Annotated in this window: 21 protein-coding genes; 8 read left to right on the top strand and 13 right to left on the bottom strand. The window is 64.6% G+C overall.

Annotated features, from left to right (window positions below):
• The first annotated feature begins 238 nt into the window (after positions 1 to 238).
• Complete coding sequence (galE, locus tag FJ418_RS03880; protein ID WP_140706301.1) at positions 239 to 1,234, top strand: UDP-glucose 4-epimerase GalE; 996 nt, start codon at positions 239 to 241, stop codon at positions 1,232 to 1,234.
• A 183-nt stretch (positions 1,235 to 1,417) separates the two neighbouring features.
• Positions 1,418 to 2,674, top strand: coding sequence for a D-amino acid dehydrogenase (locus FJ418_RS03875; RefSeq protein WP_140863719.1), 1,257 nt, complete (start codon positions 1,418 to 1,420; stop codon positions 2,672 to 2,674).
• A gap of 14 nt (positions 2,675 to 2,688) precedes the next feature.
• Here the strand turns inward: FJ418_RS03875 and FJ418_RS03870 are convergent, their stop codons facing one another.
• From FJ418_RS03870 to FJ418_RS03840, 7 genes are all read right to left on the bottom strand, one after another.
• Positions 2,689 to 4,038, bottom strand: a complete 1,350-nt coding sequence (locus tag FJ418_RS03870; RefSeq protein WP_140863716.1) for an FGGY-family carbohydrate kinase — start codon at positions 4,036 to 4,038, stop codon at positions 2,689 to 2,691.
• Positions 4,035 to 4,349, bottom strand: coding sequence for an L-rhamnose mutarotase (rhaM, locus tag FJ418_RS03865; RefSeq protein ID WP_210243142.1), 315 nt, complete (start codon positions 4,347 to 4,349; stop codon positions 4,035 to 4,037). Before rhaM ends, FJ418_RS03870 begins: the two co-directional genes overlap by 4 nt.
• Positions 4,349 to 5,350, bottom strand: a complete 1,002-nt coding sequence (locus FJ418_RS03860) for an ABC transporter permease (protein WP_140863711.1) — start codon at positions 5,348 to 5,350, stop codon at positions 4,349 to 4,351. Before FJ418_RS03860 ends, rhaM begins: the two co-directional genes overlap by 1 nt.
• Complete coding sequence (locus FJ418_RS03855; RefSeq protein WP_140706291.1) at positions 5,347 to 6,324, bottom strand: ABC transporter permease; 978 nt, start codon at positions 6,322 to 6,324, stop codon at positions 5,347 to 5,349. The genes FJ418_RS03860 and FJ418_RS03855 overlap by 4 nt, the downstream gene beginning before the upstream one ends.
• The gene (locus FJ418_RS03850; RefSeq protein ID WP_140863707.1) at positions 6,321 to 7,880 is read right to left on the bottom strand and encodes a sugar ABC transporter ATP-binding protein; all 1,560 of its coding nucleotides are present in this window, start codon (positions 7,878 to 7,880) and stop codon (positions 6,321 to 6,323) included. The genes FJ418_RS03855 and FJ418_RS03850 overlap by 4 nt, the downstream gene beginning before the upstream one ends.
• 84 nt (positions 7,881 to 7,964) lie before the next feature.
• Entirely contained in the window at positions 7,965 to 8,960 is a 996-nt protein-coding gene (gene rhaS / locus FJ418_RS03845) for a rhamnose ABC transporter substrate-binding protein (RefSeq protein ID WP_140647400.1), read from the bottom strand.
• 55 nt (positions 8,961 to 9,015) lie between these two features.
• On the bottom strand, positions 9,016 to 9,825 hold the full coding sequence (locus FJ418_RS03840; protein ID WP_128259638.1) for a DeoR/GlpR family DNA-binding transcription regulator: 810 nt from the start codon (positions 9,823 to 9,825) through the stop codon (positions 9,016 to 9,018).
• A 187-nt stretch (positions 9,826 to 10,012) separates the two neighbouring features.
• Here FJ418_RS03840 and FJ418_RS03835 point away from each other — a divergent pair, with 187 nt between their 5' ends.
• From FJ418_RS03835 to ggt, 3 genes are all read left to right on the top strand, one after another.
• Positions 10,013 to 12,115, top strand: a complete 2,103-nt coding sequence (locus FJ418_RS03835) for a bifunctional rhamnulose-1-phosphate aldolase/short-chain dehydrogenase (RefSeq protein ID WP_140863705.1) — start codon at positions 10,013 to 10,015, stop codon at positions 12,113 to 12,115.
• 88 nt (positions 12,116 to 12,203) lie between these two features.
• Positions 12,204 to 13,496, top strand: coding sequence for an L-rhamnose catabolism isomerase (gene rhaI, locus FJ418_RS03830; RefSeq protein ID WP_140863703.1), 1,293 nt, complete (start codon positions 12,204 to 12,206; stop codon positions 13,494 to 13,496).
• A gap of 98 nt (positions 13,497 to 13,594) precedes the next feature.
• Positions 13,595 to 15,334, top strand: a complete 1,740-nt coding sequence (ggt, locus tag FJ418_RS03825; protein ID WP_140863701.1) for a gamma-glutamyltransferase — start codon at positions 13,595 to 13,597, stop codon at positions 15,332 to 15,334.
• Positions 15,335 to 15,338: 4 nt separating this feature from the next.
• Here ggt and FJ418_RS03820 read toward each other — a convergent pair whose 3' ends face one another.
• From FJ418_RS03820 to FJ418_RS03810, 3 genes are all read right to left on the bottom strand, one after another.
• Entirely contained in the window at positions 15,339 to 15,683 is a 345-nt protein-coding gene (locus tag FJ418_RS03820; RefSeq protein ID WP_140543813.1) for a hypothetical protein, read from the bottom strand.
• A 217-nt stretch (positions 15,684 to 15,900) separates the two neighbouring features.
• Entirely contained in the window at positions 15,901 to 17,256 is a 1,356-nt protein-coding gene (locus tag FJ418_RS03815; RefSeq protein WP_140863699.1) for a sigma-54 dependent transcriptional regulator, read from the bottom strand.
• Positions 17,253 to 19,118 carry a sensor histidine kinase gene (locus tag FJ418_RS03810; RefSeq protein WP_140863697.1) on the bottom strand — a complete coding sequence of 622 codons (1,866 nt, stop codon included), beginning with the start codon at positions 19,116 to 19,118 and terminating at the stop codon, positions 17,253 to 17,255. Before FJ418_RS03810 ends, FJ418_RS03815 begins: the two co-directional genes overlap by 4 nt.
• Before the next feature lie 238 nt (positions 19,119 to 19,356).
• Here FJ418_RS03810 and FJ418_RS03805 point away from each other — a divergent pair, with 238 nt between their 5' ends.
• Both FJ418_RS03805 and FJ418_RS03800 read left to right on the top strand, forming a co-directional pair.
• Positions 19,357 to 20,691: a dicarboxylate/amino acid:cation symporter gene (locus tag FJ418_RS03805; protein ID WP_140863695.1), complete on the top strand. Its 1,335-nt coding sequence runs from the start codon at positions 19,357 to 19,359 to the stop codon at positions 20,689 to 20,691.
• A gap of 125 nt (positions 20,692 to 20,816) precedes the next feature.
• The gene (locus FJ418_RS03800; RefSeq protein ID WP_140863693.1) at positions 20,817 to 21,398 is read left to right on the top strand and encodes a histidine phosphatase family protein; all 582 of its coding nucleotides are present in this window, start codon (positions 20,817 to 20,819) and stop codon (positions 21,396 to 21,398) included.
• A 61-nt stretch (positions 21,399 to 21,459) separates the two neighbouring features.
• Here FJ418_RS03800 and FJ418_RS03795 read toward each other — a convergent pair whose 3' ends face one another.
• From FJ418_RS03795 to FJ418_RS03785, 3 genes are all read right to left on the bottom strand, one after another.
• The gene (locus FJ418_RS03795) at positions 21,460 to 22,203 is read right to left on the bottom strand and encodes a pseudouridine synthase (protein ID WP_140863691.1); all 744 of its coding nucleotides are present in this window, start codon (positions 22,201 to 22,203) and stop codon (positions 21,460 to 21,462) included.
• A 97-nt stretch (positions 22,204 to 22,300) separates the two neighbouring features.
• Positions 22,301 to 22,900 (bottom strand): hypothetical protein, encoded by a 600-nt coding sequence (locus FJ418_RS03790; RefSeq protein WP_246682931.1) that lies wholly within the window; start codon positions 22,898 to 22,900, stop codon positions 22,301 to 22,303.
• 38 nt (positions 22,901 to 22,938) lie between these two features.
• Positions 22,939 to 24,642, bottom strand: coding sequence for a BTAD domain-containing putative transcriptional regulator (locus FJ418_RS03785; protein WP_140863689.1), 1,704 nt, complete (start codon positions 24,640 to 24,642; stop codon positions 22,939 to 22,941).
• Positions 24,643 to 24,775: 133 nt separating this feature from the next.
• On the opposite strand from FJ418_RS03785, the gene FJ418_RS03780 reads away from it, so the two are divergent.
• Positions 24,776 to 25,441, top strand: coding sequence for a peroxiredoxin (locus FJ418_RS03780; protein WP_140863687.1), 666 nt, complete (start codon positions 24,776 to 24,778; stop codon positions 25,439 to 25,441).
• The last annotated feature ends 61 nt before the right edge of the window (positions 25,442 to 25,502 follow it).

Raw genomic sequence — 25,502 nt, 5'->3', positions numbered from 1 at the left:
CCTAACGATGCCGGATCGTGGCCTATTCCCGGCTGTTTGAAGCAGCTTTGTTTCAGTACGATGCCTCGGGCGGGAGGAACTGTTACGGACTTAACACTGTAGGGAGGCGTATGCATATCGCCCAAAAGTGCACAGCGGTTTGGGCGAACGACATAGGCTTTAACGGGCTTGCGGCGGGGTTTCCAGCACGGTGGCTGTTGAGACAGTTTCCGATAAATCTTGATCAGCGAGGTAGATGATGACGGTTTTGGTGACGGGCGGTGCCGGCTATATCGGCAGCCACATGGTCTGGGAGCTGCTGGACGCCGGCGAGAGCGTCGTGGTGCTCGACCGGCTTTCCACCGGCTTCGAATGGGCGGTGGCCCCGGAAGCAAGGTTGGTGGTTGGCGATGTCGCCGATCGTGACCTGGTCGGCCGGATCATCCGCGACAACAAGGTCGATGCCATCATCCACTTCGCCGGTTCGATCGTCGTGCCGGAATCGGTCGCCGACCCGCTCGGTTACTACGAGAACAACACCTGCAAGACCCGCACGCTGATCGAAACCGCGGTGCGCGAAGGCGTGCCGCATTTCATCTTCTCCTCCACCGCCGCCGTCTATGGCGGCGCCGGGCTGGAGCCGGTGCGCGAGGATGCCCGCCTTGCGCCGGAATCGCCCTATGGCCTTTCCAAGCTGATGAGCGAGTGGATGCTGCGCGATGCCGCCCTGGCGCACGACATCCGCTACACGGCGCTGCGCTATTTCAACGTCGCCGGCGCCGATCCAAAGGGCCGCACCGGACAGTCGACGCCCGGCGCCACGCATCTGATCAAGGTCGCCTGCGAGACCGCGCTCGGCAAGCGCCCCTTCATGCAGGTCTTCGGCAATGACTATCCGACGCCGGACGGCACCTGCATGCGCGATTACATCCATGTCAGCGATCTCGCCGCCGCGCACCGGCTGGCGCTGCAGCGGCTGCGCGCCGGTGGCGAGAGCCTCGTCGCCAATTGCGGCTACAGCCACGGCTATTCCGTGCTTGAGGTGATAGACAGCGTGCGCCGCGCCTTCGGCCATGACTTCGATGTGCGCATGGGGGACCGCCGGCCGGGCGACGCCGCCGCCGTGGTCGCCAATTCCGAGCTTGCCCGCAACGAACTCGGGTGGACGCCGCAGCGTGACGATCTCGACTTGATCGTCAACGATGCGCTGGCCTGGGAACGCATCCTGACGACCAAGAACTCCGTTCGAACCTGAGCAATTCCGGGAAAAGTGTGTAGCGGTTGGGTTCGGCGACTTCGCCGTAGCCTTCCCTCCGGAATTGCGTAATGAAACTGAGCTGTTGGGCCAAGGGCTCGTCCGGCGTCTTTAGACGCGGTATTGAGCCTCATGCAGCGGTGCGCGGAGGCGCGCTGCCCTGTTCGATCCTGAGGGGACGGCATGAAGGTCTTGGTTCTCGGCGCCGGCGTGGTTGGCACGGCGGCCGCCTATTATTTGGCAAAGGACGGTCATGAGGTGACGGTGATCGAGCGCCACGAGGCGGCGGCGCGCGGCACCAGCCAGTCGAATGCCGGCCTGGTCTCGCCGGGCGATGCCACCGCCTGGGCCTCGCCCGCCGCCCTGAAGACCTTCCTGCGCGCGCTCTGGAACCACGACCTCGGCATCAAGGTCAGGCTGCGCCTCGATCCCTATTTCTATGCCTGGAGCCTGCGTTTCCTGCGCGAATGCACGGTGAAGCGCCTGCGCGCCAACACCGATATCAAGCTCAGGCTGGCACTCCACTCCCGCGATTGCATCAACGCGCTCTCGGAGGAAACCGGCATCCATTACGACGAACGCAGGAAGGGCATTCTCTACTTCTTCCGATCGCAAAAGAGCCTCGACACCGGCACCGACAATTACCGCTATCTCGGCGAGCATGGCCTGCCGATCGAGATCGTCGGCCGCGAGCGCCTGGTCGAGCTGGAATCGGGCCTTGCCGGCGTCAAGGAAAAGATCGCCGGCGGCATCTATTCGCCGATCGACCAGACTGGCGATTCCAAGCAGTTCACTGACAGGCTCGCGGCCTATGCCGCCGAGAAGCTCGGCGTCAAATTCCTGTTCGGCACGACGGTCCAGGGCCTCGACATCGAGGGCGATCGGGTGCGCGCCGTCATGACTTCGGCCGGCCCGCTCGCCGGCGACGCCGTCGTCATCTCCATGGGGCCGGAGAGCGGCCTGCTCGGTCGCCGCTACGGCATCGACCTGCCGGTCTACCCGGTGAAGGGCTACACCGCGACGATTCCCCTGGAAGACGAAAGCAAGGGGCCGACCATGGGCGGCGCCGACGAGGACCGGCTGATCGGCTATTCCAGGCTTGGCAACCGCCTGCGCATGTCCTCGACGGCCGAATTCACCGGCTTCGACCGCAGCTTCAAGCCGGGCGATTTCAGAACCATCCTGGAAACCGGAAAGGACCTTTTCCCGGGCGCCTTCGACGAGAAGAAGGCCGTGCTGTGGGCAGGCCTGCGGCCGATGATGCCGAACTCGGTGCCGGTTATCGGCCAGGCGAAATACCGCAATCTCTATCTCAATACTGGCCACGGCCATGTCGGCTGGACCATGGCCTGCGGCTCGGGACAGTTCCTCGCCGACGTCGTTGCCGGCCGCAAGCCGCAGATCGATCCGCAGGGATTGCTCTACGGGACGGCGCGCTGAGCCGGCTTAGAGCTTCACGCCTGCTGCCAGGCCAACGCGTATTCGCCCCAGGCGCGCTCGATTGGCGGTGCGGTGCGTTCGCCTTTGCTCGTGACCGTAGCGCCATCCGACGCCAGCAGCGCGGCGCCGATGCTGGTGCCGGTCGAGGTCTCCGATGCAATGACGGGCCGTCTCGTCGCTGCCGCCAGCATGCGGATGAAAAGCGGGTTCTGCGCGAACGGTCCCTCGACGGTTGTCGGCCCGTCGCCGCCAATCAGCTCCAGGCAGGTCACGGTCATCAGCGCCAGGTAGAATGAGATGGCGGCGAAGCGCTGGCCGGCGCTCAAGTCCTCGGCATTGACCCACTGTGCGCCGCGATGCGGGAATGGCCCGGAGCCCTGTTGGGTGGAAGGCAGCAGCAAGACCTGCCGCGCCAGAACGGCGGTGACATCGTCTTCGCTCCACTCCTGGCTTTGGCCTTCGGTCAGCAGCGAGAACTCGCGCCCACCCATGAAGCGCGCCGACGGCACCGGATCGCCAAGCGCGTTGACATTGACCAGCGTGTCGCGCGCCGGGTCGAGTTCGACCTTGCCGCCGCCCACCGCCATCGACACCACCCACGTACCGGTCGAGACGACCGAGAAGGGCGGTGCGTCGGACAAAAGGTGCGGCAGCAGCGAGGCGTTGGAATCGTGCAGCCCGCAGAACACCGGAGTGTGTGGGTCGAGCCCTGTGTGCCGCGCCAACTCCGGCAGGATTGGACCAAGCCGGTCCTTTGCCGGTCGCACCGACGCCATCAACCGGCGCCAGCCCATCTGGTCGACCAGCGACGAGTAATCGGATGTCGAGGGGTTCCAGAGATCAGTGTGGCAGCCGAGCGAGGTCACCTCGTTGGCGGCGACGCCGGTCAGCCGCAGCGCCCAGTATTGCGGATACATCAGCATCGCGGCGGTCTTGGCGAAGTCCGCTGGGAACCGCTTCTGCTGCCAGAAAAACTGCGCGCCGAGATTGAGGCCGATCGGCAGCCTCGGCGTGCCGGTTTCGGCGAAGGGCGGACGCACGGCGTCATAGTCGGCCGCAAGCTGGTCCGGGCCGTCGAATTCATAGTCGAGCACAGGCAGCACCAGTTCGCCTGAGCGGTCGACCAGCGCGCCGGTTGCGCCATGCGTGGTGATCGATATCGCATCGATCCGCCGTTCGCGGTTGAGATCGGCCAGGCTGTTCAGGATGAACGTCCACAGCGCCTCGACATCGTGATGCGGGTAGGGCGCCTGCCGCACTGGCGCGTTGGCGATACGGCGCAGCGCGACCTCGCTCAGTGTCGCGAGATCGACCAGCGCCACCTTGGCGTTGGTCTTGCCGATATCGATGACGGCGACGATCATGCCATATGGAACACGGTTTCCAGCGACGCCGCCACCGGCTCGTTGTCGGGTTTGGTCTCCATGACGTCGGCCATATGCGCCCACCAGCGCTGCATCATAGGGTGCTTCGGAAGATCGGCCATGCCGTGGTCATCGCGGCGCCACAGCACCCCGAACAGGATGTCGGTCTCCTCGTCGAGATGGATCGAATAGTCGGAGACGCCGGCCTCTCTCAGCAACGCGACCAGCTCGGGCCAGATCTCGTCATGGCGGCGCTTGTATTCGGCCTTCATGCCGGGGTTGAGCTTCATCTTGAATGCGTATTTTTCCATCAGGCGAAGCGCCCCTCGCGCAGCCGCCGCCAGACGATCGGCAGCGCGATGACGATGATCAGCAGCAGGCCGATGAAGATCGACATGACAATGCCGGGGACGTTGAGCAGTCCGAGGCCGAACGTCACCAGCCCCATGATGAAGGCGGCGAGCACGACACCCAGGATGCTGCCGGCGCCGCCGAGGATCGAGACGCCGCCCAGCACCACCATGGTGATCGCCTCCAGTTCATAGCCCTGCGCGATCGACGGCCGCGTCGAGCCAAGCCGCGAGGTGATCAGCACCGAGGCGATGCCCGACATCAGCCCGGTCAGGCAGAACAGGATGAATTTTATCCGACCGACCCGCACGCCGGAGAACTGGCAGGCGACTGGATTGCTGCCGATGGCGAAGACCCGCCGGCCGAAGCTCGTGCGGTGCAGGACGAACCAGTAGATCAGCGCCGCGATCAGGAACAGCGCCAGCTCGAACGAGAAGACCCACCAGACATAGCCTTGGCCGAAGAAGGCGAAGCTTTCCGGATAGCCTTTGTAGGCCTGGTCGCCGAGGATGATGAAGGCGATGCCGCGGAACAGGCTCATCGTGCCGATGGTGACGACGATGGAAGGCAGGCCGAGGCGGGTGACCAGCAACCCATTGAAGGAGCCGCAGCCAAGGCCGACGACGATGCCGATCGCCACCAGCACTGGGGTGCCCGCACCGGCTTGCACCGCCATGCCCATCATCGTCGAGGCTAAAGCCACGATCGCGGCAACCGAGAGATCGATCTCGCCGGAGATGATCAGCAGCGCCATGGCTAGAGCGATCAGCCCCTTTTCGGTGAAGTTGAAGGTCAGGTCCGACAGCGACCACGGATCGAGGAAATAGGGCGAAGCGAAGCTGTTGACCGCAAAGATGGCGACCGCGATGACGACCAGCAGCGCTTCCCAGGAGAAGATCGCCGAGGACAGCGGCTTGTCGAGCCGGTCGGGTATATGGCGCGGGGCAGGGCTGTCGGTCATGCCGCTTCCGCCTTTCTCAGGATGATGCGGCCCTGCCGGCGCTCGCCGCGCGCGTTGAGCACCACGGCCAGGATGATGGCGCTGCCCGAGATCGCCATCTGCCAGAAGGGCGAGATGTTGATGACCGGCAGCGCGTTGGAGATGATGCCGAGGAACAGCGCCCCCAGCACCGCGCCGCCGACCGAGCCGATGCCGCCGGCGATCGAGATGCCGCCGATGACGCAGGCGGCGATGATGTTGAGCTCATAGCCGTTGGCGACCTCGACCGAGGCGATCACATAGCGCGAGATCCACAGATAGCCGGCAAGCCCGCCGATCATGCCGGAAATGCAAAAGACGATGAATTTGGTGCGGCCGACATCTATGCCGGCATAGACCGAGGCGGTCGGATTGACGCCAATGGCGTAGATCGAGCGGCCGATCGCGGTCCGCGTCATCACCAGGAAGAACAGCGCGATCACGACGATCGCGATCCAGGACAGCACCGGCAGGCCGAGGAAGGCAACGCGCTGGAAGTTGATGAAGTCCGGGCTCATCTGGTCGGCATTGACCCAGGCGCCGCCGGAGACGACGAAGGTGGCGCCCCGATAGATGGTGAGCGTGCCCAACGTCACCACGATCGACGGGATGTTCAGCCGCCACACCAGAAGGCCGTTGATGGCGCCGAGCACCAGGCCGACGAGAAGCGCGATGACGATCAGCATCGGGATCGGGATCGCCGGATGCGCGGCGTTCAGCATGGCCACCACCATGCCGGTGAAGCAGAGGTTGGAGGCCATAGACAGATCGATCGAGCGCGTCAGGATCACCACCATCTGCCCCAGCGCCAGGATCATCAGGATCGAGGTGTCGTTGAACACCTGGCGCAGATTGGCCGGGTCGGCGAAGCCGGGGAAGCGCGTCGAGATCAGGCCGATCAGCACGACGATGCCGGCAAGCAGCCAGATCTCGCGATATTTGAGGAAGCTCTTCATGCCGCGATCCCCGCTGCCGTCCGAACCAGCGTTTCGGCGTCGAGACCCTTGTTGTCGTAGGTCGCCGCGATACGGCCTTCGCGCATGACCACGACGCGGTCCGACATGCCGAGGATTTCGGGCAGCTCGGACGACACCATGATCACCGACAGGCCTTGCGCGACCAGCTCGGCCATGAAGCCGTGCACGGCGGCCTTGGAGCCGATGTCGATGCCCTTGGTCGGCTCGTCGAGGATGATCACCTTGGGCGCGGTGGCCAGCCATTTGGCGATGACCACCTTTTGCTGGTTGCCGCCGGAAAGGGTGCCGACATCCTGGCTGAGCGAAGAGGCGCGCAGGTCGAGCCGCTCGGTGTAGGAGCGGGCGAGTGCGAACTCTTCCGCCAGCCGCAGCACGCCGGATTTGGAGGTACGCGCCAGCGACGGCAGCGACACGTTCTGGAAGATCGGCAGGCCGATGACCACGCCCTGCTTGCCGCGTTCTTCGGGCACATAGACGATGCCGGCCTCGATCGAATCCGCAGCCGATTTCGGTGCGATCGTCCGGCCGTCGAGTGAAATCGCGCCCCGGCTCGTGCGGGTGATGCCGGCGATCGCCTGCATCACCTCGCTGCGCCCGGCCCCGACCAGCCCGTAGAAGCCGAGGATCTCGCCCTTGCGCAATTCGAAGCCGATATCGTCGAACTCGGTCGGATGCGACAGGCCGGAGACGGACAGCACCGGCGCGCCGATCTTCGGCTCGCGCTGCGGAAAGATGTGGTCGACATTGCGGCCGACCATCATGCGTACGATCTCGTTCTGGCTGGCGTCCTTGAGCAGGCCTTCGCCCACCATCTCGCCGTCGCGGAAGACGGTGTAGCGATCGGCGATGCGGTAGATCTCATCGAACTTGTGGCTGATGAACAGCACCGCCTTGCCATCGCTTTTCAGGAATTCGATCAGCAGGAAAAGCTCCTCGATCTCCTTCATCGAAAGCGCTGCGGTCGGTTCGTCCATGATGACGATGCGCGCATCGATCGACATGGCGCGGGCGACGGCTACCAGATGCTTGTTGGCGATGCCGAGGTCCTTGAGACGCGCGTCGGCATCGATATGGCCGGCGCGCATCGTCTCCAGCACCTCGCGCGCGTTCTTGCGCATGGTGCGCCAGTCGATGGTGCCGAAGCGGGTGCGCGGCGCATGGCCGAGGAAGATGTTTTCGGCGACCGAAAGATCGTCGAACAGCACGGTTTCCTGATGGATGGCGGTGATGCCGTGGCCGAAGGCGGCATGCGCGCTGGGCAGCGTCGTGGCCTGGCCGTCGATGCCGATCTCGCCTGAATCGGGCTGGTAGATGCCGGTCATGATCTTGACCAATGTCGACTTGCCGGCGCCGTTCTCGCCGATCAGCGCCGTCACCTGTCCAGGATAGAGCGACAGGCTGACATTATGCAGGGCACGCACGCCCGGGAAGCTTTTCGAGATGCCTGAGAGCGTCAGGCGAGGAGAGGCGCTTTGGGCCGGGCCTGAAGGCCCGGGCCGCTCCGTCTCTATTTTGCGCTGGGCTGTCGTGTCCATATCCGTATCAGGCCCCGAGAGAAGGTCCGTTTGAAGATGCGGCGGGACAATTGTCCCGCCGCAGGAACTTGAAGTCGACCGGAATCAGTAGATTTTGGAGAACTTCTCGATGTTGGTCTTGTCGAACTGGAAGGGCGGAGCCATCGCGGCCGAGTTGGTGTCGTCGAGCGTGACCTTGCCGACGCGGCCGATCGACAGCGTAGCGCCGGGCTTGGCTTCTTCCTTCTTCACCGCCAGGTCATGGGCGAGGTAGATCGCCGAGTAGCCGAGATCGATCGGGTTCCAGAGAGCAACGGCCTGCGAAGCGCCGTTGTCGATGAACTTCTTGAACTCGGACGGCAGCGCCAGGCCGGTGACGTTGACCTTGCCGATCAGGTTCTCGTCGGTGACGACCTGCGCGGCGGCGACGACGCCGACGGTGGTCGGCGCGATGATTGCCTTGAGGTTCGGATAAGACTTCAAGAGGCCCTTGGCTTCATCGGTGCTCTTGGCCGAGTCGTCATCGCCATAGACGGTGGCGACCAGCTTGATCTTCGGGAACTTCTCCGGCAGCACCTTCTTGGCCGCCTCGATCCAGGCATTCTGGTTGGTCGCCGTCGAGGACGCCGAGAGGATCGCGACGTCGCCGCCTTCCGGCAGGTAGTCGGCGGCAAGCTTGATGATCGTCTCGCCGATCAGGCCGGTGTCGGACGGGTTGAGGTGGAGCTGGCGGCCTTCCTTGGCGACGCCGGAATCCCACGAGATGACGGTGATGCCGCGCTCCATCGCCTTCTTCAGCACAGGCACCAGCGCGTCGGCGTCATTGGCCGAAACGGCGATCGCGTTGACCTTCTGCGCGATCAGCGAATTGATCACTTCGATCTGCGCTTCGGCCGTCGCCTTGGTCGGGCCGGTGTAGATGACGTCGACATCGCCCAGTTCCTTGGCTGCTTCCTCGGCGCCCTTGTTGGCGGCGTCGAAGAAGCCGTTGCCGAGCGACTTCACCACCAGCGCGATCTTGACGTTCTCGGCATAGGCGGCATTCACGAACATGGCGGCGGAAAAGGCCGCCGTAACCAGCAGTTTCTTCAAAAAGCTCATCGAATATCCTCCCTTGAGCGTTGCATTCCATCGCCGCTGCGGGCGCGAGTTTCCCTCAGGCCTGCAGTGAAGATTCTTCCTTGTCGCTTGACTGTCTGCGGGCGACGATCAGCGCCACGCCCGCCGTTTCCAGCATCTTGGCCTCGCGATCCTCGATACCGTCGTCGGTGATCACGGTCGCGATGCGCGACAGCCCGCACAGGATCAGGCTGGAGCGCATGCGGAATTTCGAGGAATCGACCAGCACCACCAATTCATCGGCCTGGTCGATCAGCTTCTGTTCCGCCTGGATCAGCAGCGGATCGCCTTCCATCAGTCCGAGCGGCCCCAGCCCCTGCGCACCCATGAACATGCGCCGCGCATAGAAGTTGCGCGTCACGTCATTGTCGAAAGGCGACAGGATGATGTTCTGCTCGCGGTAGATCGTGCCGCCCGACAGCATCACCGTGTTCTTCGAGTGCTTGAGCAGATGCTCCGCGATCGGGAAGGAGTTGGTGAAGATCGGCATCCGGCGGCCGGTCAGGAAATGCACCATCTGGAAGGTTGTGGTGCCGCCATTGATGATGATCGGCTCGCCGTCCGTGCACAGGTTCACCGCTTCCCGCGCGATCGCCCGCTTTTGCGCGGCGTTCAGCGTTTCGTTGACCGAGAAGGGCCGGCCGGCAAGGCCGATGAACTGCGGCGGCGAGATCGCCTCGGCGCCGCCGCGCACCCGGCGCAAGCGTTTCTGGACATGGAGGGCCGCGATGTCGCGCCGGATCGTCGCCTCGGAGGAGTCCGTCAGCTCGACCATTTCCTGCACCGTCACCACAGGCTTTTCCTGGACGGCGGACAGAATGATCCTGTGGCGCTCTTTCTCGTGCATGGTTCCTCCCTGCCCAAGCATCAGGCCTTAGAAAACGCGCAGTGTCAATCATTTCCGATCAAATATTTTCATTGTGCAGTGCAATATGATCGATATTGATCGTTTGTGATTGACAAGCGAGGCGCTTGCGTAGACATTCCCGGCGAGAAATGAGGGTGCGGCGTTCGCGCTCCAAGGGAGGATACCTATGCTCGACAAGCGCTCCGGCTCGCGCCTCGCCAACCTTTGGGACGATGCAAAAGCCGAAGGGATGAGCGGTCCCGAGCTCCTGGTCTATCGCTCGAACACGTTGGGTTCCGACAAGCGCGTCACCAATTACGGCGGCGGCAACACCTCGTCCAAGGTCCGGCAGAAGGACCCGCTCACCGGCGAGGAGGTGGAAGTCCTCTGGGTCAAGGGCTCTGGTGGCGACAGCGCCTCGATCAAGCTTGACGGTTTCGCCACGCTTTACATGGACAAGCTGCGTGCCATCAAAGGTCTTTATCGCGGCGTCGAGCACGAGGACGAGATGGTGGGCTACCTGCCCCACTGCACCTTCAACCTCAATCCGCGCGCGGCCTCGATCGACACGCCGCTGCACGCTTACGTGCCGAAGGCTTGCGTCGACCACATGCATCCCGACGCCATCATCGCGGTTGCCGCGGCCAAGGATTCCAAGGCGATCACCAAGGAGATCTTCGGCGACGCCATCGGCTGGCTGCCCTGGAAGCGGCCGGGCTTCGAGCTTGGCCTGTGGCTGGAGAAATTCTGCCTCGAAAACCCCGAGGCCAAGGGCGTCGTGCTGGAAAGCCACGGCCTCTTCACCTGGGGCGACACGCCGAAGGAGTGCTACGAGACGACGATCTCGGTGATCAACCAGGCAATCGACTGGTTCGAGCGGAAATCCGAGGGCAAGGCGATCTTCGGCGGCGAGGCCGTCCAGTCGCTCGACGCGCCGGCGCGCCGCGCCATCGCCGCCAAGCTGATGCCGAGGATCCGCGGCCTGATCTCCGAACAGAGCCACAAGCTCGGCCATTTCGACGACCAACCGGCCGTGCTCGAATTCGTTAACTCCAAGGACTTGCGGCCGCTGGCGGCGCTCGGCACATCATGTCCCGATCACTTCCTGCGCACCAAGATCCGGCCGCTGGTCATCGAGTTCGATCCGGCAAAGCCCGATATCGACGCCGTCATCGCGCGGCTCGCCGACGACATTGCCGCCTATCGTGTCGGCTACCAGGCCTATTACGACGGCTGCAAGCATCCGGACTCGCCGGCCATCCGCGATCCCAATGCCGTGGTCTATCTGATGCCCGGCGTCGGCATGTTCACCTTCGCCGGCGACAAGGCGACCGCGCGCATATCCGGCGAGTTCTACGTCAACGCCATCAACGTCATGCGCGGCGCCTCGACGGTCTCGTCCTATGTCGGCCTGCCGGCGCAGGAAGCCTTCGACATCGAATATTGGCAGCTCGAGGAAGCCAAGCTCCAGCGCCTGCCGAAGCCGAAGGCGCTGGCCGGCCAGATCGCGCTGGTCACCGGCGGCGCCGGCGGCATCGGCCGCGCCACCGCCAACCGGCTGCTGCGCGAAGGCGCTTGCGTTGTGCTCGCCGATATAGACGAAGCGGCTTTGGCCAGCGCCAATGACGAGCTCTCGAAGGCCTACGGAAAAGACTTCGTCCGTCCGGTGCGCATCGATGTCACCTCCGAGGATCAAGTGCTTTCCGGCTTCGCCGAAACTGCGGTCGAATTCGGCGGTGTCGACATCCTGGTCTCGAATGCCGGCCTGGCCTCCTCGGCACCGATCGAGGAGACGACGCTGGCGTTGTGGAACAAGAATATGGACATCCTGTCCACCGGCTATTTCCTCGTCTCACGCGAGGCTTTCCGCCTGTTCCGCGCCCAGAAGATCGGCGGCAACGTCGTCTTCGTCGCCTCCAAGAACGGCCTCGCCGCATCGCCGAATGCGTCCGCCTATTGCACGGCCAAGGCGGCTGAGATCCATCTTGCCCGCTGCCTGGCGCTGGAGGGCGCGGAAGCCCAGATCAGGGTCAATGTCGTCAATCCGGACGCCGTGCTGCGCGGCTCGAAAATCTGGACCGGCGAGTGGAAGGAACAGCGCGCCGCCGCCTACAAGATGTCGACCGACGATCTCGAGGAGCATTACCGCTCGCGCTCGATGCTGAAGCGCTCGGTCTTCCCGGAAGACATTGCCGAGGCAATCTACTTCTTCGCCTCCGACATGTCGGCCAAATCGACCGGCAATATCGTCAACGTCGACGCCGGCAACGCGCAAAGTTTTACGCGATAAGCTTCCTTCTCCCCGTTCAACGGGGAGAAGGTGCCGGCAGGCGGATGAGGGGCAGCGCCGGCCGAACACGTTCTTGGGAGGAAGTGCAGTGTCCGAACAGATCATCTCGGCCGACGTCGTCGAAAAGGACAACGCCGCGCGCAAACCCGACTTCGAGCGCGATTACGCGTCGCTCGGCGAGCGCCTCGACCGGCGCGGCATCGCCATCGACGCGATCCGCGACAAGGTCGAGAAATTCGGCGTGGCTATCCCGTCCTGGGGCGTCGGCACCGGCGGCACGCGCTTCGCCCGCTTTCCGGGTCCCGGCGAGCCGCGCGACATCTTCGACAAGATCGAGGATTGCGCCGTCATCAGCCAGCTGACGCAGGCGACGCCGACCGTCTCGCTGCACATCCCGTGGGACAAAGCCGATGCGAACCGGCTGAAGCAGGCGGCGTCCCGCTTCGGCCTCGGCTTCGACGCGATGAATTCCAACACCTTCTCCGACGCAAAGGACCAGAAGCTCTCCTACAAATTCGGTTCGCTCTCGCATGCCGATGCCGGCACGCGCCGCCAGGCGGTCGAGCACAATCTCGAATGCATCGAGATCGGCAGGACGCTCGGCTCCAAGGCGCTGACGGTGTGGATCGGCGACGGCTCGAATTTCCCGGGCCAGGTCAATTTCGCAAAGGCCTTCGAGCGCTATCTCGACGCCATGCGCGACATCTATGCCGGCCTGCCGGACGACTGGCGGCTGTTCACCGAACACAAGATGTATGAGCCGGCCTTCTATTCGACAGTGGTGCAGGATTGGGGCACCAACTACATCATTGCCAGGGAGCTCGGCGACAAGGCCTTCTGCCTGGTCGATCTCGGCCACCATGCGCCCAACGTCAACATCGAGATGATCGTGTCGCGGCTGATCCAGTTCGGTAAGCTCGGCGGTTTCCACTTCAACGATTCCAAATATGGCGATGACGACCTTGATGCCGGGTCGATCGATCCTTACCGGCTGTTCCTGGTCTTCAACGAGCTGGTCGATGCCGAGCTCTCCGGGGCGGACGGCTTCAACCCCGCGCACATGCTCGACCAGAGCCACAACGTCACCGATCCGATCGAAAGCCTGATGCTGTCGGCGGTTGAGGTGCAGCGCGCCTATGCGCAGGCGCTGCTGGTCGACCGCAAGGCGCTGGATGGCTTCCAGGAGGAGAACGACGCGCTGATGGCGACGCAGACACTTAAAAGCGCCTACCGCACCGATGTCGAGCCGATCTTGGCGATGGCCAGACTGCGCACTGGCGGCGCGATCGATCCGGTCGCGGCCTATCGCGAGGCCGGCTACCGGGCCAAGGTCGCGGCCGAGCGGCCGGCAGTCGCCGGCGGTGGCGGCGGCATCGTCTGACAGGCAGATATCGGATTGATCTGGTCCAGCGCTATTGGCGGTGGACAGGTCCGCCGGCAGGGTCTTTTCTAGGCGTCCCCAACGCCAGGAGCACCGCCATGCCCTTGACTCGTCGGACGCTGATCGGCGTCACCCTTTCGCTCGCAATTACCCTGGCGCCGCCGACCATCGTCCTCGCCGCCTCGCCGCAACCGGCCAAGGGCGAGCACGGCATGGTGGTGACGGCCCAGCATCTGGCGACCGAGATCGGCGTCGACGTGCTGAAAAAGGGCGGCAATGCGGTCGATGCCGCTGTTGCCGTCGGCTATGCGCTCGCCGTCGTCTATCCCAATGCCGGCAACATCGGCGGCGGCGGGTTCATGACCGTGCGCATGAAGGACGGCCGCACGACCTTCCTCGATTTCCGCGAGCGCGCGCCGCTCGCCGCGACCAAGACCATGTATCTCGACAAGGACGGCAATCCGGTGAAAGGCGCCAGCCTCGACGGCTATCTGGCGGTCGGCGTGCCGGGCTCGGTCGCCGGCTTCGAGATGGCGCGCGAGAAATACGGCACGCTCACCAGGCAGGATCTGATGGCGCCGGCGATTGCCTACGCCAAGGATGGCTTCGTGCTCAACCAGGGCGATGCCGCGTCGTTCGCAGGCGGCGCCGATCGTCTGGCAAAGGATCCGGCGGCCGCCGCCATCTTCCTGAAACCGGATGGCAAGCCTTACGGGATTGGCGAGAAGCTCGTTCAGCCGGACCTCGCCGCCTCGCTGTCGGCGATTTCGGAAAAGGGGCCGGACGCCTTCTACAAGGGTGCTATCGCGGACGCCATCGTCAAGGCGAGCGGCGCCAAGGGCGGCATCCTCGCCAAGGGCGATTTCGAGCAATATGCGGTGCGCGAGCTGAAGCCGGTGACCTGTTCCTATCGCGGCTACGAGATCATTTCCTCGCCGCCGCCGAGCTCGGGCGGCGTCATTATCTGCGAGATACTCAACGTGCTGGAGGGCTATCCGCTCTCCTATCTCGGCGCCGGCTCGGCCGAGACGGTTCACGTCATGGTGGAAGCCATGCGCCAGGCCTATGTCGACCGCAACTCGGCGCTCGGCGACCCTGATTTCGTCGACAATCCGGTCTCGAAGCTGGTCGACAAGGCCTATGCGAAAGACATCCGCGACAAGATCGACCCGTTCCGCGCCGGCGTCTCGAAGGAGCTGATGCCGAAGGGCTTCGGCGAGTCGAAGGAAACCACGCATTATTCGATCATCGACAAGGACGGCAACGCGGTGGCCGTCACCTACACGCTGAACGGCTCCTTCGGCGCCAGCGTCGTCGCCGACGGCACCGGCATCCTGCTCAACAACGAGATGGACGATTTCACCCAGAAGCCGGGCGTGCCGAACCTCTACGGCCTGGTGCAGGGCGAAGCGAACGCCATTCAGCCGAAGAAGACGCCCTTATCCTCTATGAGCCCGACGATCGTCACGAAGGACGGCAAGCCGTTAATGGTCATCGGCAGCCCGGGCGGCTCGCGCATCATCACCATCACGCTCGAGGCGATCGTCAACGTCATCGACCACGGCATGGACATCCAGCAGGCGATCGACGCGCCGCGCATCCATCATCAATGGCTGCCGGACACCATCTATGTCGAACCGTTCGGGCTTTCGCCGGACACGGAGAAGCTGCTTGCCGGCATGGGCTATCATCTGGACTTGAGCGACGAGACCTGGGGACAAGCCGCTGGCATTCTGGTCGGCGGTAAGAGCCTCAGCGAGATCGAGAAAGGCGGCGGCGCGCGCTACAACGGCGCCATCGACAGCCGCGCCGCAGCCGGCGAGGCGCTGGGATATTAATTGATCAGGTGACCAGCGTGATGGTCGAGGCGATCAGCATCACGGCGGCGATAGCGACGAAGAGGGCATAGATGCGCGGCCGGTCGAGCAGCAGCGCATTGCCCGAGATCCAGGCCGCCGTGGCGCCGCCAAGCGCGAACAGGAAGCCGTTGCGGTGGCCGAAGGACATGGAGGCGGCCATCAGGCCGCCGATGATCAGCGCGCCGAAGACGATGATGACGGCGACCGCGTATTTCTCGAAATCATTGCCGCCGCCCATCGCCGGCCCCATCGCATTGAGATTGGGCAGGTCGTCAGGGTCGAAGGGGCTGGTCGAGCCATATTCGTCTTGACCGAGGGATTCGCGCATCGTTCGTTCTCCGCTGGGCGGCAACAAACCATCAACGCCTGCCGAGCGCAACCCGGCAAAACCGCCACGGCGATGGATTCGCGGCCCGGCTGATGCCGGCGTGCCACGGTTTCCCGGTCGGTTTCAACGGCGAAGCGGCGTGGCGGTTCCCGCAGCATGATGCCGAAAAGGGTGAAGCGGTTTTCCGACGATATCATGCTCCATCTCTGGCCCTGATCTACCTGGAAAAATCACTGCGCACGATGCCGTGCCGCTGCAGCTTGTCGTAGAAGGTCTTGCGCGGGATGCCGAGCGCCTCGATGGTGCGCCGGACGTCGCCGTCATTGCGGCCAAGTGTCTCGCGGATGAGTTCGGCCTCGTAGCGATCAAGCCGTTCCGGCAAGGGCGTGGGGGTGCCGATCTCCGTTGCCGCCGGGGAAGACGCGGCGGCAACGTCGTCCAGCCCGAGCACGAAGCGTTCGGCGAAGTGGGCGAGTTCGCGCACATTGCCGGGCCAGTCATGTTCGCCGAGATGGCGCTGAACCGCGGCGGAGATCGCCGGCACGGCGCGCCGAAAACGGGCGGCGGCGCGATCGGCGAAATAACCGAACAACAGCGGCACGTCGTCCCGCCTTTCGCGCAGCGGCGGGATCGAAAGCGTCACCACATTGAGCCGGTAATAGAGATCCTCGCGGAAATTGCCGCGCTGGCCAGCGTCGCCGAGATCGACCTTGGCGGCGGCAACGACGCGCAGGTCGACCGGGCGCACCTCATTGGTGCCGAGCGGCGTCACCTCGCGCATTTCCAAGACGCGCAGCATCTGCACTTGCGTCGAGGCAGGCATGCTTTCGATCTCGTCGAGGAACAGCGTGCCGCCGCTCGAATGCTCGATGCGGCCGACGCGCTTCTTCTGCGCGCCGGTGAAGGCGCCGGCCTCATGTCCGAACAACTCGCTTTCGATGACCGTCTCCGGCAGCGTCCCGCAATTTAGAGCGACGAAATTGCCCTTGGCGCGGCGGCTCCAGCGATGCAGCAGGCTCGCCACCACCTCCTTGCCGGAGCCGGTCTCGCCGGTCACCAGAACGTCGACATCGGTGTCGGCGATCTGCCGCAATGTCCGGCGCAGCCGCTCCATGGCCGGCGTCTGGCCGATCAGCGGCAATCCTTCCTGCGCCTGCTCGGCCGCCTCGCGCAAGGCGCGGTTTTCCATCACCAGGCGGCGTTTTTCAGCGGCCCGGGCAACGCTCTGCGCCAGCCTGTCGGCGGCGAAAGGCTTGGTGATGAAGTCGTAGGCGCCGTCCTTGATCGCCTTCACGGCCATCGCGATATCGCCATGGCCGGTGACCAGGATGACGGGGATATCGGGGTCGAGCCGCAGCACGCGATCGAAAAGCTGCAGCCCGTCGATCTCCGGCATGCGGATATCCGACACCACCACGCCGGCGAAATTCCTGTCGAGCGCCGCCAGCGCTTCGCTCGCCACCGAATGGGCCGACACCGCAAAGCCGGCAAGCTCCAGCGTCTGTCTTGTCGCCTTGAGCAGATCGCTGTCGTCATCGATCAGGATTACCGTGGCTGGATCGTGCTTCGTCATGCAGCGCCGGCTTTCGACAGATGGATGGTGAAGCGTGTTCCCTGGCCGCTGCTCGAAACCTCGATCCGCCCGCCATAGTCGGTGACGATGTCCTTGGAGATGACGAGCCCGAGCCCCAGGCCTTTTTCCTTGGAGGTGTTGAAGGGCGTGAACAGCGATTTCAGGATCGCGGGCGGAATGCCCGGGCCGTTGTCCGAGACCATGAGCGTAACGTCATCGCCGGTCTCGGCCGCCGAAACCTCGACTTTCGCGTCGTCGCGGCCATCGAGTGCCTCCAGCGCGTTCTGGAACAGGTTGATCAGCACCTGCTCCAGTCGCAGCCGGTTGCCCATAACCTTCAGCGTCGGCGGCGGCAGCGTGATCGCCAGCGCATCCAGCTGCCCGGCGAAGCGGCTCCTGAGCAGCACGACGGCGCCTTCGATCACGCCGCGCAGTTCGACCGGCTCGGCGGCGGTGCGGCCCTTGCGGGCGAAAGCTTTCAGCTCTTCGGTGATGGAGCCGATGCGCTCGGTCAGCGCGGCGATGGCACCAAGGTTCTCCTCGGCTGAGGCGCTCTGCTTGCGTTCGAGGAAGACACGCGCATTGTCGGCATAGGCGCGGATCGTCGCCACCGGCTGGTTGATCTCATGCGCGACCCCGGCGGCGACCTGGCCAAGCGTGGCAAGCCGGTTGGCCTGCACCAGTTCCTGCTGCATCACCTGCAGCCTGGCTTCGGTGCTGCGATGGTCGGCGATCTCGGCCTGCAGCCGGTCGCGCGCCAGGCTCAGATCCTGCGTGCGCTCGACGACCCGGCGCTCGAGCTCGGCGCGCGCGGCCTGTTCGGCGGCAATCCGCATCTGGCCGGATTGCCGGCGCCACAACAGATAGGCGGCAAAGGCAATGAGCGGCACGAGGACACCGAGCACCAGGAGCCGCATCTCGCGCTGCGCCGCCGCGACCGGTGCTTCGGCAGGAAGGAGATAGTCGAGGCGCCAGGGTGTCGACGGCACGGCGGTGGAAAGCCGCAGATATTCCGCATCGCTGCCGCCGGGCGTGATGGCCTGGACAAGCGCGACATCGGGGCTGAGCGGTTGCGGTTTCGTGATCGGCAAGGGCACCAGCGGCGCATCGCCGAATTGCTGGCTGGCGCGGATGTCGGCCGTAACCGGAGCGGCCAGCGGCGCCGTCGTCATGAAACGCCAGGAGGGCACGCTTGTGATCAGCACCACGCCATGCGCATCGCTGACATAGGCCGGCCGGTTCGCCTCGCGCCAGTCGGACTCGAGCTGGTCGAACTCCATCTTGACCACGACGACGCCGAGCGGCCCCGCAACGCCGTCGACGCGGCGCGAGATGTAGAGGCCCGGACGCTTGCTGACATTGCCGAACGCGAAATATTCGGCCGTGCCGGTTTCCATCGCGCCCGAGAAATAGGCTCGAAAACCATAGTCGTTGCCGACGAAGCTCACCGGCTCGCGCCAATTGCTGGAGGCGATCGCCAGGCCGTCCGTGCCGGTGACATAGAGCACCGAGGCCTTGGTGCCCGAGACCAGCCCTTCGAGCTTGCGGTTGAGCACGTCGATCGATGCGGAGTTGCGCTTGGTCAGCGCATCATGCACCTGCTGGTCTTCCGACAGGAGCAGCGGCAGCGCGCGCGGATTTTCCAGCACCGCGCGCAGCAGCGCGACTTTGAGGTTGGCGTCCGTGCGCCCTTGCGCGGCTAGAGTCTCGATCTCGGCCGAGCGACCATAAAGCCCGGCGCCGTAGAGCGCCGCGAGCACGATCAGCAGCGCCACCGCCGTAAACAGCAGCCAGGTGCGCCGCGCCCGCCCGGCAAGCAGTTCGGGCGTTGGGGCGAGGGCAGCGGCCGGGCGTTGCAGCATGCCACATCTGTGCATGATTTCGCACAAATCGCAATTCGACCTATGCGGATAATCGCACTAGTGTTCTTCAACACGCGTGGTCGCAGGATCGAAAAATCCAACAAAATCAATAAAACAAGACTCCGGACATCATCTGGCACGCGGGTTGCAAATGCATCCGCAGCAGCCGCGAGGCTGTGGAGGTCAACAGCCCCCTGGGAGGTCGAGCGTCTCGATCGGGGGCCAAACGGAGGACATCATGCAGACAGCAATCGCTGCCGCCGAACCACGCGGCAAGGTTCCCTTTTACCGGCATCTCTATGTACAGGTCCTGGTGGCGATTGCCGCCGGTATCCTGCTTGGCCATTTCTACCCCGAACTGGGCGCATCGCTGAAACCGCTTGGCGACGCCTTCATCAAGCTGGTCAAGATGGTGATCGCGCCGGTGATCTTCCTCACCGTGGCAACCGGCATTGCCGGTGTCTCCGACCTGCACAAGGTCGGCCGCGTCGCCGGCAAGGCGATGATCTATTTCCTTGTCTTCTCGACATTGGCGCTCGTCGTCGGCCTCGTCGTGTCGAACGTCATCCAGCCCGGCGCCGGCATGCACATCAATCCCGCGACCCTCGACCCATCGAAGGTGGCGACCTTCACCGAGAAGGCGCATGACTCTTCCATCGTCGGCTTCCTGATGAACATCATCCCCGACACCATCACCGGCGCCTTCGCGCAGGGCGACATCCTGCAGGTGCTGTTCTTCTCGGTGCTGTTCGGCATAGCGCTGGCGCTGGTCGGCGAGCGCGGCCGCCCCGTGGTCGATTTCCTGCAGGCGCTGACCTCGCCGGTCTTCCGCCTCGTCGCCATCCTGATGAAGGCGGCGCCCATCGGCGCCTTCGGCGCCATGGCCTTCACCGTCGGCAAATACGGCATCGGCGCGATCGCCAACCTCGCCATGCTGATCGGCACCTTCTATCTGACATCGCTGCTCTTCGTGCTCGTCGTGCTCGGCACTGTGGCATGGTACAACGGCTTCTCCATCCTGGCGCTGATCCGCTACATCAAGGAAGAATTGCTCCTGGTGCTCGGTACCTCGTCGTCGGAAGCAGCACTTCCCGGTCTGATGGCCAAGATGGAGCGCGCCGGCTGCAACCGCTCGGTGGTCGGCCTGGTCATCCCGACCGGCTATTCCTTCAACCTCGACGGCACCAACATCTACATGACGCTGGCAGCACTTTTCATCGCCCAGGCGACCGACACGCCGCTCACCTTCGGCGACCAGATCCTGCTCTTGCTCGTCGCCATGCTGAGCTCGAAGGGTGCGGCCGGCATCACCGGCGCCGGCTTCATCACACTGGCCGCGACGCTCTCGGTAGTGCCCTCCGTGCCGGTCGCCGGCATGGCGCTGATCCTCGGCGTCGACCGCTTCATGTCGGAATGCCGCGCGCTCACCAACTTCGTCGGCAACGCGGTCGCGACCATTGTCGTGGCGCGCTGGGAAGGTGAGCTCGACCAGACCAAGTTCGCCGCAGCCATGGCCGGCCAGTTGTCGGAAGAAGCCGACCTCGCGTTGTCGGGCGGCCTGCAGCCTGCCTAGCCAACCAGCATCCTCCCGATGCCGAACAGGTCGCGGCAATCACCGCGGCCTGTTCTTTTTATCGGCCGCCGCATAGGCTGCGCGAGCCGGAATCCCGGCGAACCATTCAGCCGAGAGGGCGGTCGATGAGCAGTGCGTATCCCGAGATCTATCTTGTCCGTCATGGCGAGACGGAGTGGAGTCTCTCGGGCAGGCATACCGGCCGCACCGACATCCCCCTGACCGCGAGAGGCGAGGAGGCCGCGCGCGGCGTCGCCGACCGGCTCAAGGGCCTGACTTTCCAGGCCGTCTGGTCGAGCCCGTCGCAGCGCGCCTTCGACACCTGCCGCCTCGCCGGTTTTGGCGAGCGCGCGGTCAAGAAGCCGGACCTGCAGGAATGGGATTACGGCGCTTACGAAGGCGTGACGACCAAGGAGATATTGTCCAAGCGTCCTGGCTGGCAGTTGTTTCGCGACGGCTGCCCGGGCGGCGAGACGGCGGCCGATGTCGGCGCCCGCGCCGATACCATCATCGCCGGGCTGCGCGCGGTTGCCGGTAATGTGCTCATCTTCTCCAGCTCGCATTTCCTGCGTGTGTTCGCGTCGCGCTGGGTCGGCCTGCCGCCGGAAGGCGGCGAGCATTTCGTGCTCGACACCGCCAGCCTCAGCATCCTCGGCTACGAGCACGACCTGACCGAGCCGGTCATCCGCCACTGGAACCAGAAATAGCCCCGCTGGATGGCAGCCCAGGTGCCTCTGGCCCGTGGATGACGAAGCTGAGACGTTTCGGCTAGACTCCCACCATCGCCAGTTCCTCCGCGGTCAAATGCCGCGCCTTGCCCTTGGCAAGCTCGCCGAGCTGCAATCCGCCGATCGCCACCCTGATCAGCCGCAGCACCTCGATGTCGAAAGCGCCGAGCAGCCTGCGGATCTGCCGGTTGCGTCCCTCGTCGAGCACGATCTCCAGCCACGCCGTCCGCCCGCCGCTGCGCAACAGCGCGATCGAGCTTGCGGTGAGCAACTCGCCGTCGACGACCGCCCCTTGGCGAAAGCGCTCCAGCATCGCTTCGTCGGGCACGGCCGCGATCTGCACGTGATAGGTCTTGGCGACATGCGAGGCGGGGTCGAGCAGACCGTTCGCCCAGCGCGTGTCGTTGCTCATCAAAAGCAGCCCTTCGCTCGCCTTGTCGAGGCGGCCAACGGGTGACACGAAGGGCAGGTCGAGCCCTTCCAGGCAGTCATAGACGGTGCCGCGGCCTTTGGGGTCGTCGCGGGTCGTGACCAGCCCGCGCGGCTTGTTGAGCATCAGATAGACCTTGCGCTCGGCAACGACGCGCTCGCCGTCGACGGTGATGCGGTCGCGGTCGGGATCGATGCGCAGCAAGGCATCGCGCACCGTCTTGCCGCCGACCTGTACCCGCCCCTCGGTAACGAAACGCTCGGCCTGCGTGCGCGAGCAGAAGCCAAGCTTGGAAAGCGCTCGGGCGAGGCTGACCTTTGGGGTTGCTGATCGTCGGTCGGGTTGGCGTGCCACTGTCTCTGTCTTCGGACTTGCTCAAAACGCTGCAACCGATGCCACGCCTGGCGAGATGGGCGCAAGCGGCTCCATAACCCGGTTCGGGTCGCCGATTTCACTCCTGCGGCGCGCTCAACCGCCGGTAGGAGATGCCGTCGAATGTTGCCGTCACGAAGCTTTTGACCGACATTTTGCGCTTGCGCCCGTCGCTGCAGGCGTAAAGCGGCCAGCCGGCCTCGCTGCATTCGCTGGCCATGCAGATGCGGGTCACGCAGTTGCCTGCGGTCAGCCGGAAGCCACCCTTGCCGGCAAAGCCCTGCAGCAGACTGCCATCCGAGGAACGCCATGTCCGTTGTTGGAATTCAGGCCGCAGCAGCCGAGGCTCGAGCGGGGCGGCCAAACCGGCCTGGTCCGTATGGCCCGAATATTGAAGCCGATAGCGCGCCATGCCGGTCGTGTACGCGGTGACGAGATCGGATTGGCCCGAATATGCCGCCGACAGCTCGGGACGATCGAAAAGATGGGAGGCGCGTGTCTCCGCCCCTGACGGTCTCGTCAGGGCAGCGATGGCGACAAGGGCCAGGCAGACGCGCAGCATCCCGATTTCCAGCAGCCATACCGATCCGGCGTGCCGGTTTGCCCCGGCTGCGTTTACTACAATTCCGCCAAACAATGCTCTGTGCAAGTCGCCGTTGCCGGGGAAGACGCCTTTCATGCGGAGCCCTGGGCTACGCGCGAGCCAAAATTGGGGAATCAGCCGGCGGGGTTCATTCGTGCGAGGCAGCGGGCCTGGTCGCGTGGCCGCCCGAGTTCCTCGTAGCGGCCTGCCGCCTCCTCGAAGGCCGCCAGCGCGCGCATTTCCTTGTTCTGCGCCCGCCGCTGCACGCCGCGCGCCTCCCAGAGCGCCGCGGCCCAGGGGCCGCCTTGCCACATGCCGGCGATGCGCTCGGCATCGTTCAGGCGGCGATCGACCTGTTCCAGGTCGCCGGCTTCTGCAAGGGCTATCGCCGACGCGGTGCGCAGCGCCATCGAACAGGGCTGGCAGGCGCCGGGGATCAGCAGCCGGTCGCCGGCGAGGATTTCCTCGGCAACCATCTTGGGCGTGGAGGCGGCGCGTACGGCCAATGCCTGCATGCGAATGATCAGGTGTGGGGAAAGCCAGGATCGTTCCGCATCCGCCAGGCCGCGGCGGATGAGACGGCCGGCTCGCCACCTTTGGCCGCGTTCCAGCGCGATCTCGGCCAGCCGCTCGATTGCAAGCACGCGGCCTGCCACGGCATCCGCTTCCTGAAGCAATTGTTCCGCCGCGGCGAGGAAGCCTTCGGCGCCGTCGAGATCGCCCGAGAAAAGCGAGGCCTCTCCAAGCAGGAGGCAAGCGAGACCGCGGCCCGCGCTCGATCCGGCCTCTTCGGCCACGGTGAGCAATTCCCGCGCAAGTCCCGCGACCTCGGCATGGCCCTTCGCGCTGCACAGACAGAATTCGGAAAGGCACAGATGACCGTCGAACACATGCTGAACGAAGGCGGGTTTGGCGCGGACCCATTCGATGAATTCGGATCGGAACAGTTGCGGCCACCGGGCTTGCATCATCGATGCGATGCCCAGCAAGGCGCTGGACTCGCCGACCTCGCGCGGCAGGTCGGCGCCGAGTGCAAGGTCACGCGTGCGCCGGGCAATTTCGCTTGCCTTGTCGAATTCGCCGCTTTGCAGATGCACCAGCCCCCAGGCGAGCGACGTGCGTATCTGCTCCACCGGGCTGACGGTCTCCGTGCCGGACAGCGCCAGGGCCTTCTCGTAGAGCGCGATGGTGGCGGCGCTCGGCCCGACGCCGAGTTCGGCATGCAGATTGTCGCGAAGCTGATTGAATTGGCGGATCGCTTCCACGCGGTTGCCGGCATCGAGTGCTGCCTGCATCAGCGCGCATTGCGCCTGCTCGTCGGCCGGGTCGAGCGCGATCAGTCGCTGCCAAAGATTGCCGGCGCGCAGGAGGTCGCTATAGCGCTGCTGCAGTTGCGCGCGCGGGGCGTCCAGCCATTCAACGAACAGATCGTCGGGCAGGAGCCTGCCTCCGTAGAGGTCGGCGGCATGTGCGAAGGCCTTGCTGTCGTCGCCTCGCAGGGCGGCCTTCGCGGCGGTCTCGAAACTCTCCGTGTCGATCGCCAGTTCGACATCCGGGGCGAGCGCCACGATATCGTTGCTCACGTCGATCAGGTCGCGGCCGCCCAGTGCGCGACGCGCGAAATGGACGGCCTTGCGCAGGCTGGCGCCGGCGGCGTCGGGGTCCGCGTCTGGCCAGAAGGTCTCCAAGATCTGCTCGCGGTGGGCGCGATGTCCAGGCCGCAAGGCAAGCAGCTTGACCAAAGCCGCGGCGCGGTCGCGCCGCCACTCCGCCGCCAGGACCACCCTGTCATCGACGCTGACGGCGAACCGGCCGAGGAGGTGGATCGAAACGCGCATGCATGCACCGTCCGGAAGATAGGGCACCGCCGCCGAAGCCGTCACCGGGCGGCCGTCGTCGGGGAACGCTGGCGGAACATAGATTTCCTAATTTAGCGCCGCAATCGAATTCCAACCGGAAAGGAACACAACCATGTCACTCCGTATCGCAGACATCGCCCCCGACTTCATGGCCGACACCACCGAGGGTCCGATTTCCTTCCATGAATGGCTGGGCAAGGATTGGGGCGTCCTCTTCTCGCATCCGAAGGACTACACGCCGGTCTGCACGACCGAGCTCGGCTACATGGCGCGTCTGAAGCCCGAGTTCGACAAGCGCGGCGTGAAAATCATCGGCCTCTCCGTCGACCCCGTCGAGAAGCATGCAGGCTGGGCAAAGGACATCGCCGAAACGCAGGGGACGGCCCCCAACTTCCCGATGATCGGCGATCCGACGCTGGCCGTCTCCCAGCTTTACGACATGCTGCCGGCCTCGGCCGGCAACACGGCCGACGGCCGCACCGCAGCCGACAACCAGACGGTGCGCAATGTCTACGTCATCGGCCCCGACAAGAAGATCAAGCTGGTCATTTCCTATCCGATGACGACTGGCCGCAACTTCGATGAGGTGCTGCGCGTCATCGACTCCCTGCAGCTGACGGCCAAGCACCGCCTGGCGACCCCCGTCAACTGGAAGCCCGGCGACGACGTCATCATCGCTGGCTCGGTGTCGAACGACGAGGCCAGGCAGCTCTATCCGCAGGGCTGGAAGGAACCTAAGCCCTACATTCGCATCGTGCCGCAGCCCGTCCTCACCTGACGAGTGCAAGCGGCAAGCCCGCTAGGCCTTGGCGGTAAGGGCATCGACGGCGAGGAGATGG

Source organism: Mesorhizobium sp. B2-8-3 (genome assembly GCF_006440815.1).
Lineage (GTDB): Bacteria > Pseudomonadota > Alphaproteobacteria > Rhizobiales > Rhizobiaceae > Mesorhizobium.
The sequence above is the reverse complement of the archived record's forward strand: the minus strand, read 5'-3'. Positions and strand labels throughout refer to the sequence as shown.